We start from the raw sequence: 16820 nt of genomic DNA on the forward strand, positions 1-16820 counted from the left end.
CGACGGGCTCTCCGGCAGGGAGGACGCGCGCGAGGGCTCGACGGAGATTTGGGAGCGCTCCCACTGGAAGCGCTCCCAGTTCCTGGAGCCTTCGCCGTGACAGGTATCGTGTGGTTGGGCCCGTTGGGCTGTCAAGTGCTCGGAAGGTCGCCTTCCATGGCACGGCGAGGCATGCGTCTCGTTCCTGGAAGCGCTTCCAGTCCTGCCGGGTCTCGTTCCCTCTGCCTTCTCGCCCATCGGGCGGGTGGCGGCCGGGCGGGCCGGGTGAGACGTTTCCCGTCCGGTCGGCAGGGAGAGGCTCGGGGTCATGGCGAAGGATGCGGCGCGTCGGCGGTCGACGCTCGACGAGGTGGCCGAACTCGCGGGCGTGTCCCGTTCCGTGGCCTCCCGAGCCCTCAACAACGCCCCGCATGTCAGCAGCGCCAAACGCGAGGCGGTCGAGCGGGCCGCCCGGCGGCTCGGCTACGTGCCCGACACGACCGCCCGGGCGCTGGCCACCCGCCGGACGGGGGTGGCCGCCCTGGTCGTCTCGGGAGAGGACCCGTCGATCTTCGCGGATCCGTTCTTCGCCCAGGTGATCGTGGGGGCGTCGGGCGCTCTGGAGGAGGCCGGCCTGCATCTGATGCTGTGCCTGGCCGCCTCCGACCGGGGCCGCAGGCGGGTGGAGGAACTCCTCCGCTCCAGGGGCGCCGACGGCGTGATGCTGATGGCCCTGCGCGAGAACGACCCACTGATCCGCACGGCCGGGGAGACGGCGATGCCCGTCGTCTTCGGAGGCCGGCCGATCGGCCCGGCTCCCCGGTGGTACGTGGACGCCGACAACGTCGGCGGGGCCCGCGAGGCGACCGAGTACCTGATCTCGCGCGGCCGCACGCGCGTGGCCACGATCTGCGGGCGGCTGGACACCGGGGTCGGGCACGCCCGGTACCGCGGCTACCGGGACGCCATGCTGGCGGCCGGCCTCACCCCCCTCCCACTGCGGGAGGGGGACTTCACCGAACCCAGCGGTGCCGCCGCCATGGCCGCACTGCTGACGGACCATCCCGAGGTGGACGGGGTGTTCGCCGCCAACGACAACATGGGGGCGGGAGCGCTGCGCACACTGCGCGCGGCCGGACGGACGGTCCCCGGCGACGTCTCCGTGGTCGGTTTCGACGATCTGACCGTCGCCCAGGTCGCCGACCCGCCGCTCACCACCGTCCACCAGCCCGTACAGGCCCTCGGTCGCAGGATGGCCCGCATGCTGGTCGCCCTCGTCAACGGGCAGGACCCCACTCCCCTGATTCTGCCCACCCGGCTGATCGTCCGCGCCAGCGCCTGAAGGGAACGCGTTTCCATGCATACCTACGAAAACCCCGTGATCAGCGGATTCCACCCGGATCCGAGCGTGTGCCGGGTCGGTGACGACTACTACCTGGTGTGCTCCAGCTTCGAGTACTTCCCCGGGCTGCCGCTCTTCCACAGCAGGGATCTCGTGCACTGGGAGCACATCGGCAACGTGCTCGACCGGCCCGGGCAACTGCCGCTGCCCCTGCCCGGCTCCAAGGCCTCCGGCGGTCTCTACGCCCCCACCATCCGCCACCACGAAGGCCGTTACTGGGTCATCAACACCAACATCGACGGCGGCGGCAACTTCATCGTCTCGGCCGAGCGGCCCGAGGGCCCGTGGAGCGACCCGGTGTGGATCGACCTGCACGGGATCGACCCCGACCTGGCGTGGGAGGAGGACGGCACCTGCTGGTGCGCCTTCTCCGGGGTCGAGGGCGGCATCAACATGGCCAGGATCGACCCGGTCGGGGGCGAGGTGCTGGAGGGTCCCTTCGCCACGTGGTCGGGCAGCGGCCTGAAGTACCCCGAGGCGCCGCACCTCTACCGCATCGGCGACTGGTGGTACCTGCTGATAGCGGAGGGCGGCACGGAACGCGGCCACAGCGTGTCCATCGCCCGCAGCCGCTCGCCGCGCGGCCCGTGGGAAGGCGCACCCGCCAACCCCCTGCTGTCCCACAGCGGCACCGCCCGCTCCATCCAGAACACCGGCCACGCCGATCTGGTGGAGGCTCCCGACGGCAGCTGGTGGATGGTGCTGCTCGGCGTCCGCCCCCGCGGCTTCACACCCGACGTGCACGTTCTGGGCCGTGAGACGTTCCTGACCCCCGTGGAGTGGGACGAGGACGGCTGGCCCGTCGTCGCGCCCGTCCCCGAGATCCACGCGGCCCCGGGCGGCGCCTGGCATCCGCTTCCGGCCCCGCCCGCCCGCGACGACTTCGACGGGCCCGCCCTCGCACCGCACTGGATCTCGCCGTTCGCCCGCCCGGATGGCTCCTGGTCGCTCACCGAGCGCCCCGGCCGGCTGGTCCTCCGCGCCACCGGCCCCACCCTCGACCGCCCCGGATACACCTTCGTCGGCCGCCGCCAGCAGCACCACGACTGCCGCGTCACCGCCGCGGTCGACCCGGGCACGGGACGCGGCGGCCTGTGCGTGCGCCTGGACGAGGCCCACCACTACGAGCTGGAGATCGACGACGGGCAGGCCCGCGTCGTCGCCCGGATCGGTCCGCTGCGCCAGGCCGTGGCCGCCCGGCCGGTCCCGGCCGGGCCCCTGACCCTCGCCGTGACGATCCGGACGTCCGGCCTCGTGCCCGCTTCGCCCGAACTCACCGACGGCGGTACCACGGGCCCCGACACCATCGCCTTCTGGCTCGGCGATCCCGGCGCCCAGGGTGCCCGGCCGCTCGCCGAACTGGACGGGCGCTACCTGTCCACGGAGGTCGCCTGCGGTTTCACCGGCCGTGTGATCGGCATGTACGCCACCAAGGGCACGGTCGCCTTCGACTGGTTCGAGTACACCCCGGCCCCGGCGCCCTCCGTGTGACGCCCGGCGCGCGGCCGCGTACGGCGCCCACGTCCCGCGCGGGCGCCGTGCGCGGTCCGCCGCGAGGCCGCGCCCCGAGCCGCGGTGACCGGCGACGCCGGCCCGGAAGGTGCCCGTTGCGGCATCGGCCCGGCGTTCTGGGCGGCTTCCCCGCCGGATAACCTGTCCTCCATGCCACCTCGCCCCGCCGGTTCTCGCCCCACCCTGTCCTTGGTGGCCAAAACCGCCGGCACGAGCGTGCCCACCGTGTCCAAGGTGCTGCGAGGCGGAACCGACGTCTCGGCCGAGACGCGCGCGAAGGTCATGGAAGCCGTACAGGCCGTCGGCTACACCCGCCGGACCGGGTCCAGGAGCGAGAACTCGCGGGACGAGAGCGGCCTGTCCAACGTGCTCGACCTCGTGGTCACCCACTTCGAGGGGTCATGGGCGAACCTGCTGATAGCCGGGGCCGGGCGGGAGGCGGCGGCAGCGGGAATCGACGTCGTGCTGACACTCGCCGAGCCGCACGGCGACTGGGTGTCGCGGATCCTGCGCAGGCGCACCATCGGCACGATCGGGACGCTGGTCGACCCCAACTCGCGGGAGTTCAACGCGCTCAGTGCCGCAGGCGTCCCCGTGGTGCTGATCGACCCGATGAGTACACCGCCGCCGGGGATGGCGAGCGTCGGCGTGGCGAACTGGGACGGCGGCCGCATGGCCGCCGAACACCTCCTGTCCCTCGGCCACCAGCGGATGGGGGTCGTCGCCGGCCACGCCCGCCACCTCTTCAGCCGGGCGCGCGTGGACGGTTTCCGCGCGGCGGCCGACACGGCGACCGGCGGCAGCGCCACGGTGTCCGTGGCCTACGGCGGATGGAACCGCGCCAAGGCCGTGACCGCCACCCACACCCTGCTCGACGGCGACCCGGGGATCACGGGGATCTTCGCCTGCGCGGACTCCATGGCGCTGGGCATCTACGACGCGCTGGACGCCCGGGGGCTGCGGATTCCCCAGGACATCAGTGTCATCGGCTTCGACGACCTGCCCGAGGCGCAGTACATCACCCCCGGGCTGACGACCGTCAGACAGCCCAGCACCGAGCTGGGCGCCGCGGCGGTCAAGCTCCTGATCGAGTTCTCCCGGGGCGAGGACGGCGGCGCCCGGTCCCCCGCCCGTATGGAGCTGGCCACCGAGCTGGTCGTCCGGGCCTCCACCGGGCCGGTCCCGGCAGCCTCAGCGGCACACCGATGAGACCGGCGGGCGTGTTCCCGGCCGGTCTCGTCGCGGTGTTACAGCGGCGCTGCCGTCACGACCCGCAGGACCAGGCGGCTCGGACGGGCGGCGCCGTGGCGGACGGTGTACTCCGCCACGGTGGGCGCCTCCAGCGCCCCGGCCTCCAGTGCCCCGGCCGGTTCGAAGACATTGCTTCCCACGTCCCAGCGGGGTGACGAACTCGGTGCGATGTCGACCCGCACCCGGTGGCCCGGCAGGAAGGTGTGCGCCGTGGACCAGAGGTCCACGGCGAACTCCTGATCCTGACCCGGCTCGACCGGCCGCCTGTCGCCCAGGCCCGTGACCGGGTCGACCAGCCGCGCCGACCCCCGCTGCACGCCGTCGGCGATGACGCGGCTGCTGCCGTCCGGGTGTTCGTCGCACAGCCGCACGACCACATCCGCGTCCGTTCCCGTGGTCGTGAGATGGACGACGGCGCGAACCGCGCCCATCACCGTGAGCTCCTCGGCGAGCGGCACGGTGCGCCACGAGGCCACGTCCTGCCGCGCCTCGACCGCCGCCTGGTCGGCAGGCCCCGCCCCGAACGGCCCGAAGAGCAGCACCGCGCCGCCGCAGGTCGGCACCGGGGACGCCGGATCGCTGGTCAGCCGCCGTTCACCGCTCCCGTCCGGCTCGGCCGCGAGCGATCCCCCGGCGCCCAGGTACAGCTCGAGCGTCCGTGTGCCGCGCGGGGGGAACTCCTCCAGCTCGATCCACCGGTTCGAGCCCATCAGGAACACGCGCACCGGCGGCATGTCCGGCGTGCCCGCGCGCAGGACTGCGTCGAACCACCGCACGTGCTGCGCGGTGAGGTCCCCGCCGCCGAGATCACCGGCGGACGCGCCCTGCCCGAAATCCACGCCGGCCGCCCGGCCCGACATGTCGTCATGCGTCCAGGGGCCGACCAGAAGGCGGGGCGCCGGCCCGCCGGTGTCCTTCGCGCGGCGCAGCAGACGCCGGTAGATCTCCAGGGTCGACCCGAGGAAGACGTCGAACCACCCGCCGACCAGGAAGACCGGGACGTCGACCGCGTCGATCCGGTCGACGATCTTCCCGGCGCGGTGCCGCGCCGATCCCAGCGGCTCCCGCAACCGGTCCAGGCCCCACACGACGATCGCCTCGGCGTCCGGGCGGGCACGCAGAGCACCGGCCCGGAACGCTTCCCCGGATCCGATCGCGCGCTCGGTCGCCTCCCACCGTTTCCGCTCGGCCTCCCGTTCGCGGGCGGACTCGATGCGCTCGATCAGATCCGGAGCGATCGCGTAGTGCGTCCACGCGAGGGTGCTTCCGATCTCCGGCACACCGCCGCGGAACCTGAAGCCGTCGAGCGCCGACATCGCCGGTGTCATGGCGGGGGCGATCGCCCGCAGAGCCGGAGCGCCTCCCAGAAGGGCGCTGAACTGGGTGTCCGAGGCGTAGGAGGCGCCCCACATCCCGACGGCGCCGGTGCATTCGGGAAGCGACGCGAGCCAGGCCACGGCGTCGGCGCCGTCGGCCACCTCCTGCGCGCACGGGTCGAAGACCCCTTCGGAGCCGAAGCGCCCCCGTACGTCCTGGAGCGCGACGAGGTATCCGGCGGCGACCAGACGCCGGACGTCGAGCATCCCCTCGTGCTCGTCGCGGGCCGCGTCGTAGGGGTGGCGGGTCAGCAGGGCCGGCCACGGTCCACTCCCGCGCGGGACCAGCAGGACGGTCCGCAGCCGTGTTCCGTCGCGCAGCGCACAGGTCGTCTCGCGGCGCTCGGCCACCGGATCCGGTTCCCGGCCGGGTTCGGTGGCCTCGCTCATCGCAGGGCGACCGCCGTCCACGACACCGGCGGCAGCTCGATGGTGAGCAGGCCGTCGGCGAGTGCCGCGCTCGGGTTCGCGGCCGGGGCCACCCGGCGCTGCTCGGCGAGTGTGTTCCTCGCGTACACGTCCGAGTCGGCGAGCGTGACCGCCTCGGCGATGCGTGAGGAGCCGAGGCCGCGCACATCGATCGTGACCTGCGCGGTCTCGGCCAGGTCTCGGTTGACGAGGAAGACCGCGGCCCGGTCCTCGTCGGCGGTCGCGACGGCGTCGATGACGGACGCCTCGCCGTGGCGCGCGGTCTCGTACGTCGGGGCCTCGATCACGGGCCGGATCACCTCGCCGGACGCGAGCCGGCTCGTGATCGAGAACGGATGGAAGGTGGTCTGCCGCCAGGCCGGGCCTCCGGGCTCGGTCATGATCGGAGCGATCACGTTGACGAGCTGCGCGAGCGACGCCGAGGTGACGCGGTCGCTGCGCTTGAGGAGCGTCATCAGCAGGTTTCCGACGACGACGGCGTCCGCCACCGTGTACTTGTCCTCGAGCTGCCGGGGGGCGTGGCGCCACTCGTCGTAGGCCTCCTCTGACTCCTGGTGCTCCTTGAGGTACCAGACGTTCCACTCGTCGAAGGAGACGTTGATCTTCTTGCCGGAGCGTTTCTTGTGCCCCACGTGGTCGGCGGTGGCGACGACGGTGTCGATGAAGTAGTCCATGTCGATGGCCGAGGCGAGGAAGGAGCCGAGATCGCCGTCGTGCTCCTGGTAGTACGCGTGGCACGAGACGTAGTCGACGTGGTCGTAGGCGTGCTCGAGCACCGTGCGTTCCCAGTCGCCGAAGGTCGGCATGCCGGACCCGGAGGAGCCGCAGACGACGAGTTCGAGGTCCTTGTCGGCCCGCTTCATCGCGGCGGCGGTGCGGGCGGCGATCTTGCCGTAGTCGTCCGCCGTCATGAACCCGGTCTGCCAGGGTCCGTCCATCTCGTTGCCCAGGCACCACATGCGCACGTTGTGCGGCTCCGGCGTGCCGTTGGCGATGCGCAGGTCCGACCACGCCGTCCCGGACGGGTGGTTGGCGTACTCGAGCAGATCCAGGGCGGGCAGGATGCCTCGTGTGGCGACGTTGACCGCCAGCATCAGTTCGGAGCCGGTGAGCTTGAGCCATCTGGCGAACTCGTCGAGGCCGACCTGGTTCGGTTCGAGCGAGCGCCAGGCGAGGTCGCGGCGCACCGGGCGCTTGTCGCGCGGACCGATCGAGTCCTCCCAGCGGAACCCGGACACGAAGTTGCCGCCCGGGTAGCGGATGGTCGTGCAGCCGAGCTCTCTGACGAGGTCGACGACGTCCATGCGGAACCCCTCGTCGTTCGCGCTCGGGTGTTCCGGCTCGTAGAGCCCGGTGTACACGCAGCGGCCAAGGTGCTCGACGAACGAGCCGAAGGTGCGGCGTCGGACAGGGGCGATGACGGCCTGCCTGTCGAGCTCGATGCGGGCGCGGGGCAATTCGGCGTTCCTTTCCGGGGGTGACACGGGGACGAGGGGTGGGCTGAGCGATGCCGTCGGTCGACGGCCTGCCCCCGCCGTGGACACGGTGGGGGCAGGCCCGGGACGGTTCGGTCCGGTTCGGCTTCCGGCTTCCGGCTTCCGGCTTCCGGCTTCCGGCTTCCGGCTTCCGGCTTCCGGCTTCCGGCTTCCGGCTTCCGGCTTCAGCCCTTCACGGCGCCGGTGAGACCGCCGACGATCCGCTTCTCGAAGACCGAGAAGAAGATCAGTGCGGGCAGCATGGCGAGTGAGGTGAACGCGAGGACCTTCGCGGTGTCCGTGGAGTACTGCGAGGAGAACACCTGGACGCCGAGCGGCAGGGTGTAGTTCGCCTGCGAGTTGAGGATGTACAGGGGCAGGATGTAGTTGTTCCAGCTGCCGACGAACCCGAGGATGCCGACGGTGACCACACCGGGCAGCGACAGCGGGACCACCATGCGGAAGAAGAACCCCAGCCGGCTCATGCCGTCGATGGCGGCGGCCTCCTCGATCTCGTTCGGAATGGCCCGCAGGAACGGCACCAGGATGATGACGGTCACCGGCAGGCCGAAGGCGATCTGCGGGATGATCACGCCGAGCAGGTTGTCGACGAGGCCGAGGTCCTTGATGACGAGGTACAGCGGAGTGATCGCGACGACCATCGGGAACATCAGGCCCGCGGCGAAAAGGGAGTACATCGCGCTCTTGAACCTGAAGTCGTAGCGTGCGATCACGAAGCTCACCATCAGGCCGAGGACGACGATGCCGACGGTGCTCGCGACCGCGACGATGAGGGAGTTGGCGAACTCGCCCCAGAACATCGTCGACTTCAGTACGTCGATGTAGTTGCCGGCCACCCAGGGACTCGGAAGGGCGGCCGGTTCCGTGGTGATCTGCGAGTTGGTGCGGAATCCGCCGAGCACGATGAAGACCACCGGCGCGACGCAGACGCCGACGAAGATCAGCGCGACGAAGTAGGTGACGGGGCTCCCCCACTTCTGCGGCCTGTCACGGTCGCCGCGGCGGCCGGTGGGCGGCTTCGGCTCCGTCGCGGAGGGCACCTCGGGGGTGGCGGTCGTCGCACTCATCACACGGTCCCTTCGGTGACGGCGCCCTGGAGGTCGCGGCGCAGGACGAAGCGCTGGTAGAGCAGCGCGACGGCGAGCGAGATCAGGAACATCACGACCGCGACGGCGCTGCCGTAGCCGTAGTTGCCCGCGTTGCGGCCCTGGGCGAGCATGTAGATCGCCATGGTCGAGGTGCCCGCGGTGCCCGAGACGTACTGGCCCCAGATGATGTAGACGAGGTCGAACAACTGCAGCGAGCCGATGATCGACAGGAAAGCCCAGATACGGATCGTCGGTCCCAGCAGCGGCAGCGTGATGCGGCGCTGGATCTGCCAGTAGGAGGCGCCGTCGATCTGCGCGGCCTCGAATATCTCGTCGGGGATCGACTGCAGGCCGGCGAGCATCAGGATCACCGCGAAGCCGATGTACTTCCACGTGATGATGACCATCAGCGTCCAGATGGCCAGGTCCGGGTCGGCGATCCAGTCAGTCTCCAGGGAGCCCAGGCCGATGCGGCGCAGCAGGTCGTTGACGGCCCCGTTGCTCTGGAGCATCAGGCTCCAGCCGGTACCGACGATGACCTCGGAGATGATGTAGGGCACGAAGATCAGGACGCGGATGGTCGAGCGGCCGCGGATCCTCTGGTTGAGCAGAAGCGCGAGGACGATCGCCAGCGGGCCCTGGATGACCAGTGAGAGCACCAGGATCAGGCCGTTGTGCCACAGGACGTCGTGGAAGGCGGGGTCGGTGAGGATCAGCTTGTAGTTGTTCAGGCCGACCCAGTCGGTGGGGTCCCCGTAGCCCTTCCACTGGTAGAAGCCGTAGTACGCGGCAAGCGCGACCGGGAAGATCACGAACGCCAGGAAGATGATGACCGCCGGTGCGGACAGGGCCGCGATCTCCAGTCGCGTCCTGGCACGGCTCCGGCGGTGCGCAGCCGCTCGCGGCGGAGCCGGGGGCGCGGACACGGCCGCGTCCCCGGCTCCGGGCGTGCCCTGCGACTGGCGGCCGTCGGCCGTGTCAGTGCCCAGGGTGTTGCTCATGTCTGCTTACTCAGCCCTTCTCGGCGGCGGCTTTGACGTCCTTGACGATGTCGGCGGCGGAGCCCTTGCCGGCCATCAGGTTCACGACGGCGATGTTCATGGCGTTGCCGACGTTCTGGCCGTACACGGTGTCGAGGAACTGCATCGAGTAGGCGGCCTTGTTGAAGGCCTGCAGTGCCGAGATGTTGTAGGACTCGGTGACGACCCCCTGGGCGTCCTTGTTCACCGGGATCGTGTCGAAGGCCTCGGCGTAGGCCTCCTGCTGGTCCTTGGTCACGACGAACTTGAGGAAGTCGAGGGCCTCCTTCGGCGCGTCCTTGGACAGCGAGTATCCGCCGGCGCCGCCCATGATGGCGGTCGGGTCGCCCTTGCCGCCGGGTACGGCGGGGAAGGGGAACCAGCCCAGGTCGGGGAGCGGCTTCTTGTCCGGGGTCAGGTCGGCGATCACACCGGGGTTCCAGTTGCCCATGAGCTCCATGGCCGCCTTGTGGTTGGCGAGCATGCCCGCCGACGACCCGGCGCCCTGCTGTGAGGAGGCCGTCAGGAAGCCCTTCTGGAAGGGGTCGGCCTCCAGGAGCGACTCCAGGTCCTCGCCGGCCTTGGTCCAGCACGGGTCGTCGAACTCGAGCGACTTGGCGGCCTCCTGCATGGCCTCCTGGCTGCACTCGCGCAGGGCGAAGTTGTAGTACCAGTGCGCGGCCGGCCAGGCGTCCTTGCCGCCGACCGCGATCGGCGCGACGCCGATCGCCTTCAGTTTCGCGACGGCGTCCTTGAGCTCGTCCATCGTCACCGGCGGGGAGTCGATGCCCGCCTTCTTGAACAGGTCCTTGCTGTAGTAGATGCCCTCGGGCTGCGTGTCGAGGGGCATCGCGTAGACCTTGCCGTCGATCGAGACGCCCTCCAGGGCCGCATCGCCCACGTTGGCCCTGTCGGCGTCGGTCAGGTCCAGCGCCTGGATCTGGCCGGCGTCGACCATGGCCTGCATCTTGCCGCCTCCGCGCTGCAGGAAGATGTCGGGAGCGGAGTTGGAGTTGAGCGCGTTCTGCAGCTTGCCGTCGAGGTCCTCGTTCTGGACCGACTGGATCTTGATCGTGACGTCCGGGTGCAGCGACTGGTACTCCTTCGCGGCGGCTCTCCAGTACTCCGCGCCGCGCCCTTCCATCGCGTTCGTCCAGAGGGTCACTGTGCCCTGGCCGCCGGGCGAACCGTCGCCGCCGTCACCGCCTGCGCAACCGGTGGCGGCGAGTGCGATGCCCAAGCCGATCGCGGCAGCCGTCATGCTGCGGGTTTTCCTCATCACCGTGGAACTCCCTGATCTGTCGTCAGTGATCCAACTTCTTTTAGTTTGCGCAAACTTATAGGCCGTCCGCGAAGCGGGAGCTAAGGTGTACAGTCAGAAACGCGCGAGAAGCAACCAAGAATTTTCGCAAGTTGCCCAATCGTTACCGATGCGACCACCGTCGCAGGCGACCAGGCCCCCGCTTCCCGGGGCTCGGTCCGGGAGGCCGGCCTCCATGCCGAACGCCTCCGGCGAGCACCGCACCGCAGCAAAGGAACTCCCACCATGCGGATCGTCGTCCCCCGGCAGCCGACAGCCCGGCTCTCCGACGCCTGGCGCCACTGCGTCGGCACAGGCCGGCTCGACCTCGCGCTGCGGCGCGACTACCAGGAATCCCTCGACCTCGTCCAGAAGGAGATCGGTTTCCGGTACATCCGGGGACACGGCCTGCTCAGTGACGGGATGGGCGTCCACCGCCCCTACGAGCACGCCGGCGAGCGGCGCGTGCGCCATGCCTTCACATACGTCGATCAGGTGGTGGACGCCTACCTGGGAATGGGCATCGCGCCCTTCCTGGAACTCGGCTTCATGCCGTCCGGTCTCGCCTCCGGCGACGACACCGTGTTCTGGTGGAAGGGCAACATCACCCCTCCCCGTGACGAGAGGGAGTGGGCCGGCCTCGTCCGCGCCGTCATCGGGCATCTGGTCGACCGCTACGGCATCGACCAGGTGCGCCGGTGGCCCATCGAGGTGTGGAACGAGCCCAACCTGGCGGCGTTCTGGTCCGCGGACCAGGACGCCTACCACCGCCTCTACGAGGTGACCTCACTGGCCGTCAAGGAGGTCGACGCCGAACTCCAGGTCGGCGGGCCTTCATTGGCGCCGGGTTACGAGGACGAGTGGATCCGGCGCTTCGCCGAGTTCGTCGAGGCCCGCGACCTGCCGATCGACTTCGTGAGCCGCCACGCCTACTCCTCCGGCCCCGAGCAGCCCGTGCCGTTCGGCACTCACCAGACGCTCATGCCCTCATCGGCGCTGCTGGAGCAGTTCGGCGCCCCGCGACGGCAGCTGGCGGGCACCGGACTCGCGGACCTGCCGGTCCACATCACCGAGTTCAACTCCTCGTACCGACCGGACAACCCGATCCACGACACCGCCTTCCACGCGGCCTACCTCGCACCGGTGCTGGTGGGCGGGGGCGACGTCGCCGACTCCTTCTCGTACTGGACGTTCAGCGACGTGTTCGAGGAGGTGGGCATCCCCACCGCGCCGTTCCACGGCGGCTTCGGGCTGCTGACACACCGGCAGATCAAGAAACCCACCTACCACCTCTACACCTTCATGGCCGAGATGGGCGAGCAGGTGCTCGCCCGGGGCGAGGACCATCTGGTGACGCTGCACGGCGACGGGCGTGTCACCGTACTGGCCTGGGCTCCGGCCGACCCGGCCGGCGGTGAGCCGGTCGACGGCCACGCCCTCCGGCTGTCCCTGCCCGTCGGCGCCCAGGGAGCTCGGGGCTCCGCCTTCGCGCGCCGCCGCTCCGTGAGCGAGGACACCGGCAACCCCTGGGCCGCCTGGTGCGAGATGGGACGGCCGCTCGCCCCCGGCGACCGCCGGCTCGCCGCCCTCCGCGAGGCCGCCGAACCCGCCCGCTCGCACCGGAGCGTGCCCGTCGCCGACGGGCGCGCCGATGTGGACCTCGTCCTGGGCCGCAACGAGGTGACGCTGCTGGAGCTCACCCCGGTCGTGGACGAGACGCCGAAGTGGTGGAGCGACGACCGGCTGTTCGGCCTCGGCGCCGATGACGTCGACGCCCCGTGAACCGGCCCTGCACGCCCGCCCACCGGGGCAGCGGGCCGCTGCCCCGGTGGGCGGGCGTGTACGCGGTGATCCTGTCGGAGGTCATTTCCTCCTGGCCGCACCCCCGGTCCGGTCGGGCCGGTGTGTCCCGCGGCCGTTCACGGCCGTTGGGGTCCGACGGCACCGCAGCGCCGGTATGACCGGCCTGCGCCCGGCGCTGCGTGTGGGCCGGACACGGCCGGGGCATCGCATGCCTGCCCTGTGGCAGGCTCACCCAATGCCTTCCCTGCGCCATGTCGTCACGCTCGAAGCGCTGCCCCGCCGATGGACGGAGGAAGCGGTCGTCTCCCTCCACCAGCTGCTGGAGGAACTACGCCCGGAGAACGGGGCCCTCCACCTCGAGGGCGAGCCCGTCCCCGGCGTCCGGCACACCGCCGGGCGCCACCTCACCCCCGGTGCCCGGTACGAGGTGGTGTGGAACGAGGGGGAGGGCGGGGGCGGGGCTGCCGATGAGGCCGGGGCACAGAACCAGGAGCAGAACCGGGCCCCCTCCGGGGCCGGCTTGTGGCGTCTGGAGGCAGAGGTCGCGGAATGGGGCCGCACCGGCAGCACCAGGCTGCGCCTCATCGCGGGGAACCCTCAGTCGGAGGCGCACGGCGAGGTCACCGTGCACGGCGGGTACCGGCCCACCTCGCTCGCGCTGGAGGGAGAATTCCGGGGAGGCGGCCCATTTGCCCGCTACCGCCGAGGTGAGTTCAAGGCCGGCCTCGACCTGACTCGCTGGTGGGCCGCCGACGGTCACTCCCCCGCCCCGCTGACCGTCGGGCTTCGTCACCCCCTGCTGCGGACCCTGGTTCGCGCCACGGTGAGGCGGACACGGAACGGCCGCTGGAAGGTCACGGTGCTGACCACTTTCCGCGGCCGTGGATGGGCACGCCCCCTGGTGGCCGCCGCCTGTCTTTTCAACCGTTCCCGAATACTCGGCCAATACCGGGCGGGTCTCGACGAGATGGCCGGAAGCTGGAACAAGGAGGTGCCCCGGGTGGTGGCCACCGGTCCCGGACACCTGCGCGACGAGGTCATCGCCGAGCTGAGGGCGCAGGAGCGGCGATAATGCCTCCCACCCTCTTCACCGGGCCTCCCCCGGCGGTACCTCTCCTGAGTGATGACGGTCTTGCGAAGGCCGGCACGAAGGCCGGCACGCCGAGACCGCTTCAGGCGCTGCCTGAAGCCGTGACTCCTGACGGACCGCTGGCGTTCGGCGGTTCGTCCGCCGGCCTTCGCCCTTGTCCGCGAGGGCGCCGGCCGGCCCTGAGGGCGCTTCACCAGAGCATGCCGCCGCTCCCCGGCCTGGAGCGCGGTCTCGCCGAGATGGTCCGGATCATCCGGCCGGGCAAAACGGTGCTGGTCGCGGCTTTCGGCCCGCCGCGGGGCGCCGAGTTCATCGTGTGGACGCCGGGCGCCCTCCGGGCCGCCGTCCCCGGGCTCGCCGGCATGCCTGCCGACCCGCCGCACCCGCCCTTCCGGCTCGCGGGTCCGGACCGGTTCTCGGTGGTGCTGCGCGAGGCGGGGCTGGTGGAGGAGAGCGTCCACCGGACCGTGGCAAACACGTTCTTCGCCTCCGCCGCGGAACTGCCGGAGACCGTCCGCGGCGGTCATCCCCTCGGTGCCCGGTGGATCGCCGGTCTCACCGGGAGCCGGGCCGTCGATGTCCGCCGGATCCTGGAGGGCATGCTCCGTGAGCGCTCGGCGGCGCGCCGGGCGCGGTGCTGCACACCGCGCTCAGCATTCGGCACGGGCATGCCTCCGGCACCCCGACGCTGCGCGAGGCCGTGACCTGTGGATCCAGCCTGCCCAGGATCGCGTCACCGATCGCGGTCAGCTGGGCGACCTGCTCAGGGCAGGGCGTCCACGACGTGCTGCCGTACGGTGGCGACCTCCCCGGCCGCCCGGGAAAGCACCCCCGGCCCGGGGTCAGCCGTCCAGCCCTGCCTCCCACTTGCGGCGTCGCAGCACGTAGTCGCTGAACAGGTGCCGGCCGCGGTCGAGCAGTTCGCCCACCTCCGCGTCGCCGCGCCGGGTGCCCGCTCCCGGGTGCCAGCGCTGTACGGCCTGCTCGGCCCAGGTACGCAGTTTCACGTCCGGGTCCTCCAGGAGTCCGACCGCCGCCCGCAGCGCCACCACCCCGCCGTAAGCGTCGAGCAGCCGGAACGCGGCGACCCGGACATGCCGCGGGTGCTCGGGCCCGGTTCGCTCCAGCAGCCGGCCGGCGGGCAGCCGTCTCGCCGACGGCAGCAGGGCCGCCGTCGTCTCACGGACGACGGCGGGGGCCGGGTCGTCGAGCAGTGGCCGCAGCCGTTCCGCGTCCGCGAGGTCCAGCGCCCGCAGTCCGGCCACCGCCTGCGCCCGTACTCCTGCCTCCGGATGTGCGAGCAGCGGCCACAGCAGACCGGCGTCCGCGCGGTTTCCGCATTCGGCCAGCCCGATGACCGCCCCGGGCAGCAGTCCGGGGTCCTCCGGTACCGCACACCGCGTCCTGTACCAGGCCACCGGATCGCCACCGTTCTGCCGTATCACATAGCGGGCGCAGGCCCGTACCAGGGCGGACCGGTCGCCGAGGAACGGTTCCGCCCGTCCGGGCCGTCCTGCCCGCCGCAGCGCGGTGACGCCGGCCGAGCGGGTACGCGGACTGCGCGCGCCCAGCATCAGGGCGAGCACCTCCTCCCGGGCACTCTCCTCCTCGCCCAGGGCCGCGAGCGCCGCGGTGGCGCACAGATCCTGGACCACCGGGTCTGTGTCCCGGGCGGCCGCGCGGGCCAGCTCGGCGGGACGGAGCAAGCGGCGTTCGACGGCCAGCCGGTATGTGAAACGCCGTACGGTGCGGTCGGGGTGGGCGAGCAGAGCGGCGAGCCGTCCGCGCGGGGCTCGGCTCAGGACCTCCCCGAGCAGTCCGGCACCGAAGAGACCCCGGTCGCGGCGGCCGACGCACAGGAGCAGCGGTGCGAGGTCGACGGCGGTGTCCGCGTCCAGCGCCTCGCGCAGGAGTTCCCGGGCGCGCTCGCGCACCGGCTCCGCCCAGTCGGCGCAGCGGATCACGACCAGAGGCAGCAGGCCGGGATACCGCGCCGAGTGGTGCAGCGCGGCCTGGCGGATCCGCCCGTCCCGGTGGCACAGGGCCAGCGCCGTCCGGGACTCGTCCAGTCGCGTCAGATCGGCGGGCAGTGCGGCGGTGTACTCCCACTCCGGCACGGGGTCCCTCCGGTACCAGGCCGGCTGCCGCACCCCCGCGTCCAGCGCGAGCCAGTCACCGGTGCCGGCGGCGGGCAGGGCGTCCCGCAACGGCACGCCCTCCGCCAAGCGCACCGCCACCGTCGTTCCGTCCCTGACGTCCCGGCTCATCGCCACCCCCGCACCACTCGGCCGTACCGGGTGATCGTAGAGCCCGGGGCGTGTGCGGGTCGCGCGAGAATACGGCCGCTCCGCCGGAGGGCCCGGGCCGGCTTGTCCCGCCCCGGCTATCACTCCCCAAGGTCCTCGGCGGGTCCGGTGCGCAGTGGTCCCGGCTCTCGGCGCCGCCTGCGAAACCGGCGTCGGTGGCCGCGGGCGCACCGTACCCCGGTGGCCGTCGGGCGGGTGTCAGGCCGCACCGGCAGACCGGTCGGCGCCGCCGCCGCGTTTCAGCGTCCGGCGGCCGAGAAGTACCGCGCCCAGCCCCAGCGGGACGGCCACGACGGCGCCAAGGAGTCCGTTGCCGGTTCCGGGGCCACCGTCTGCGGTGGCCGCGTGCAGCACCGCGAGGGCCGTACCGGCCGCTCCCGCCGCGATGGCCGACATCGCGCCGATGCGCGCATTGCCGGTACCGATCCGGCCGCCGGCAGCGCCGCCGGGTGCCGTCCCCGGCGACCCGCTCCGGGCCGGCCGACGGTGTCGGCGTAGGCGCGGGAGCCCCGTGGGCGCCGGTGGCCGGGCACGACGGGTGACAGGGCGGATTCGCGTCATCCCACCCTCGGTTTTCGGGCTCTCTTGAGCCGTAAGTGTCGACTTGCTCATGCAAGGCGCTTTACCGGGATAAGGTTTTTCTTGACCGGCCTTTGACCAATGCTTGGCCTGGTCGATAAGTGCACGCTGTCCGGAGAGGGGCCCATGTTGCGAGGTGTGGAGCCATGGAGCGCGGCCACGTTCACCACCGCCGCCCCGTTCCCCCTTG

General features: G+C 71.6%; 13 protein-coding genes. 6 read left to right on the plus strand and 7 right to left on the minus strand.

What is annotated here, in order from left to right:
- Positions 1 to 307: 307 nt before the first annotated feature.
- From ACW69E_RS20465 to ACW69E_RS20475, 3 genes are all read left to right on the plus strand, one after another.
- Positions 308 to 1321, plus strand: coding sequence for a LacI family DNA-binding transcriptional regulator (locus ACW69E_RS20465; RefSeq protein ID WP_457499724.1), 1014 nt, complete (start codon positions 308 to 310; stop codon positions 1319 to 1321).
- 15 nt (positions 1322 to 1336) lie between these two features.
- Positions 1337 to 2872, plus strand: a complete 1536-nt coding sequence (locus tag ACW69E_RS20470) for a glycoside hydrolase family 43 protein (RefSeq protein ID WP_457499725.1) — start codon at positions 1337 to 1339, stop codon at positions 2870 to 2872.
- Positions 2873 to 3085: 213 nt separating this feature from the next.
- Positions 3086 to 4102, plus strand: coding sequence for a LacI family DNA-binding transcriptional regulator (locus ACW69E_RS20475; RefSeq protein WP_457499726.1), 1017 nt, complete (start codon positions 3086 to 3088; stop codon positions 4100 to 4102).
- A 38-nt stretch (positions 4103 to 4140) separates the two neighbouring features.
- On the opposite strand, the gene ACW69E_RS20480 is transcribed toward ACW69E_RS20475, so the two are convergent.
- The 5 genes from ACW69E_RS20480 to ACW69E_RS20500 all read right to left on the minus strand — a co-directional run bounded on the left by ACW69E_RS20480 (position 4141) and on the right by ACW69E_RS20500 (position 10813).
- The gene (locus tag ACW69E_RS20480; RefSeq protein ID WP_457499727.1) at positions 4141 to 5910 is read right to left on the minus strand and encodes a CocE/NonD family hydrolase; all 1770 of its coding nucleotides are present in this window, start codon (positions 5908 to 5910) and stop codon (positions 4141 to 4143) included.
- A complete protein-coding gene (gene arfA / locus ACW69E_RS20485) occupies positions 5907 to 7406 on the minus strand; it encodes an arabinosylfuranosidase ArfA (RefSeq protein ID WP_457499728.1) in 1500 nt (499 codons plus the stop codon). Before arfA ends, ACW69E_RS20480 begins: the two co-directional genes overlap by 4 nt.
- Positions 7407 to 7609: 203 nt before the next feature.
- On the minus strand, positions 7610 to 8512 hold the full coding sequence (locus tag ACW69E_RS20490; protein ID WP_457499729.1) for a carbohydrate ABC transporter permease: 903 nt from the start codon (positions 8510 to 8512) through the stop codon (positions 7610 to 7612).
- Complete coding sequence (locus ACW69E_RS20495) at positions 8512 to 9534, minus strand: carbohydrate ABC transporter permease (protein ID WP_457499730.1); 1023 nt, start codon at positions 9532 to 9534, stop codon at positions 8512 to 8514. The genes ACW69E_RS20490 and ACW69E_RS20495 overlap by 1 nt, the downstream gene beginning before the upstream one ends.
- Positions 9535 to 9544: 10 nt before the next feature.
- A complete protein-coding gene (locus tag ACW69E_RS20500) occupies positions 9545 to 10813 on the minus strand; it encodes an ABC transporter substrate-binding protein (RefSeq protein ID WP_457499731.1) in 1269 nt (422 codons plus the stop codon).
- A gap of 285 nt (positions 10814 to 11098) precedes the next feature.
- Between ACW69E_RS20500 and ACW69E_RS20505 the strand changes: the two genes are divergently transcribed.
- The 3 genes from ACW69E_RS20505 to ACW69E_RS20515 all read left to right on the plus strand — a co-directional run bounded on the left by ACW69E_RS20505 (position 11099) and on the right by ACW69E_RS20515 (position 14449).
- Complete coding sequence (locus tag ACW69E_RS20505) at positions 11099 to 12634, plus strand: GH39 family glycosyl hydrolase (protein WP_457499732.1); 1536 nt, start codon at positions 11099 to 11101, stop codon at positions 12632 to 12634.
- A gap of 256 nt (positions 12635 to 12890) precedes the next feature.
- Positions 12891 to 13727: a hypothetical protein gene (locus tag ACW69E_RS20510; RefSeq protein ID WP_457499733.1), complete on the plus strand. Its 837-nt coding sequence runs from the start codon at positions 12891 to 12893 to the stop codon at positions 13725 to 13727.
- 218 nt (positions 13728 to 13945) lie between these two features.
- Positions 13946 to 14449: a hypothetical protein gene (locus ACW69E_RS20515; protein ID WP_457499734.1), complete on the plus strand. Its 504-nt coding sequence runs from the start codon at positions 13946 to 13948 to the stop codon at positions 14447 to 14449.
- Positions 14450 to 14587: 138 nt separating this feature from the next.
- On the opposite strand, the gene ACW69E_RS20520 is transcribed toward ACW69E_RS20515, so the two are convergent.
- Both ACW69E_RS20520 and ACW69E_RS20525 read right to left on the minus strand, forming a co-directional pair.
- Positions 14588 to 16012, minus strand: coding sequence for a HEAT repeat domain-containing protein (locus ACW69E_RS20520; RefSeq protein WP_457499735.1), 1425 nt, complete (start codon positions 16010 to 16012; stop codon positions 14588 to 14590).
- Positions 16013 to 16249: 237 nt separating this feature from the next.
- Positions 16250 to 16663, minus strand: a complete 414-nt coding sequence (locus ACW69E_RS20525) for a DUF6223 family protein (protein WP_457499736.1) — start codon at positions 16661 to 16663, stop codon at positions 16250 to 16252.
- Positions 16664 to 16820: the final 157 nt, after the last annotated feature.

The organism is Streptomyces sp. SS8, assembly GCF_054072955.1.

Excerpts from the sequence above, each read along its gene's own strand:
- ACW69E_RS20465 (WP_457499724.1), top strand. The coding sequence starts at position 308 with ATGGCGAAGGATGCGGCGCGTCGGCGGTCGACGCTCGACGAGGTGGCC.
- ACW69E_RS20470 (WP_457499725.1), top strand. The coding sequence starts at position 1,337 with ATGCATACCTACGAAAACCCCGTGATCAGCGGATTCCACCCGGATCCG.
- ACW69E_RS20480 (WP_457499727.1), bottom strand. The coding sequence starts at position 5,910 with ATGAGCGAGGCCACCGAACCCGGCCGGGAACCGGATCCGGTGGCCGAG.
- ACW69E_RS20490 (WP_457499729.1), bottom strand. The coding sequence starts at position 8,512 with ATGAGTGCGACGACCGCCACCCCCGAGGTGCCCTCCGCGACGGAGCCG.
- ACW69E_RS20495 (WP_457499730.1), bottom strand. The coding sequence starts at position 9,534 with ATGAGCAACACCCTGGGCACTGACACGGCCGACGGCCGCCAGTCGCAG.
- ACW69E_RS20500 (WP_457499731.1), bottom strand. The coding sequence starts at position 10,813 with ATGACGGCTGCCGCGATCGGCTTGGGCATCGCACTCGCCGCCACCGGT.
- ACW69E_RS20505 (WP_457499732.1), top strand. The coding sequence starts at position 11,099 with ATGCGGATCGTCGTCCCCCGGCAGCCGACAGCCCGGCTCTCCGACGCC.
- ACW69E_RS20510 (WP_457499733.1), top strand. The coding sequence starts at position 12,891 with ATGCCTTCCCTGCGCCATGTCGTCACGCTCGAAGCGCTGCCCCGCCGA.
- ACW69E_RS20515 (WP_457499734.1), top strand. The coding sequence starts at position 13,946 with ATGCCGCCGCTCCCCGGCCTGGAGCGCGGTCTCGCCGAGATGGTCCGG.
- ACW69E_RS20520 (WP_457499735.1), bottom strand. The coding sequence starts at position 16,012 with ATGAGCCGGGACGTCAGGGACGGAACGACGGTGGCGGTGCGCTTGGCG.
- ACW69E_RS20525 (WP_457499736.1), bottom strand. The coding sequence starts at position 16,663 with ATGAGCAAGTCGACACTTACGGCTCAAGAGAGCCCGAAAACCGAGGGT.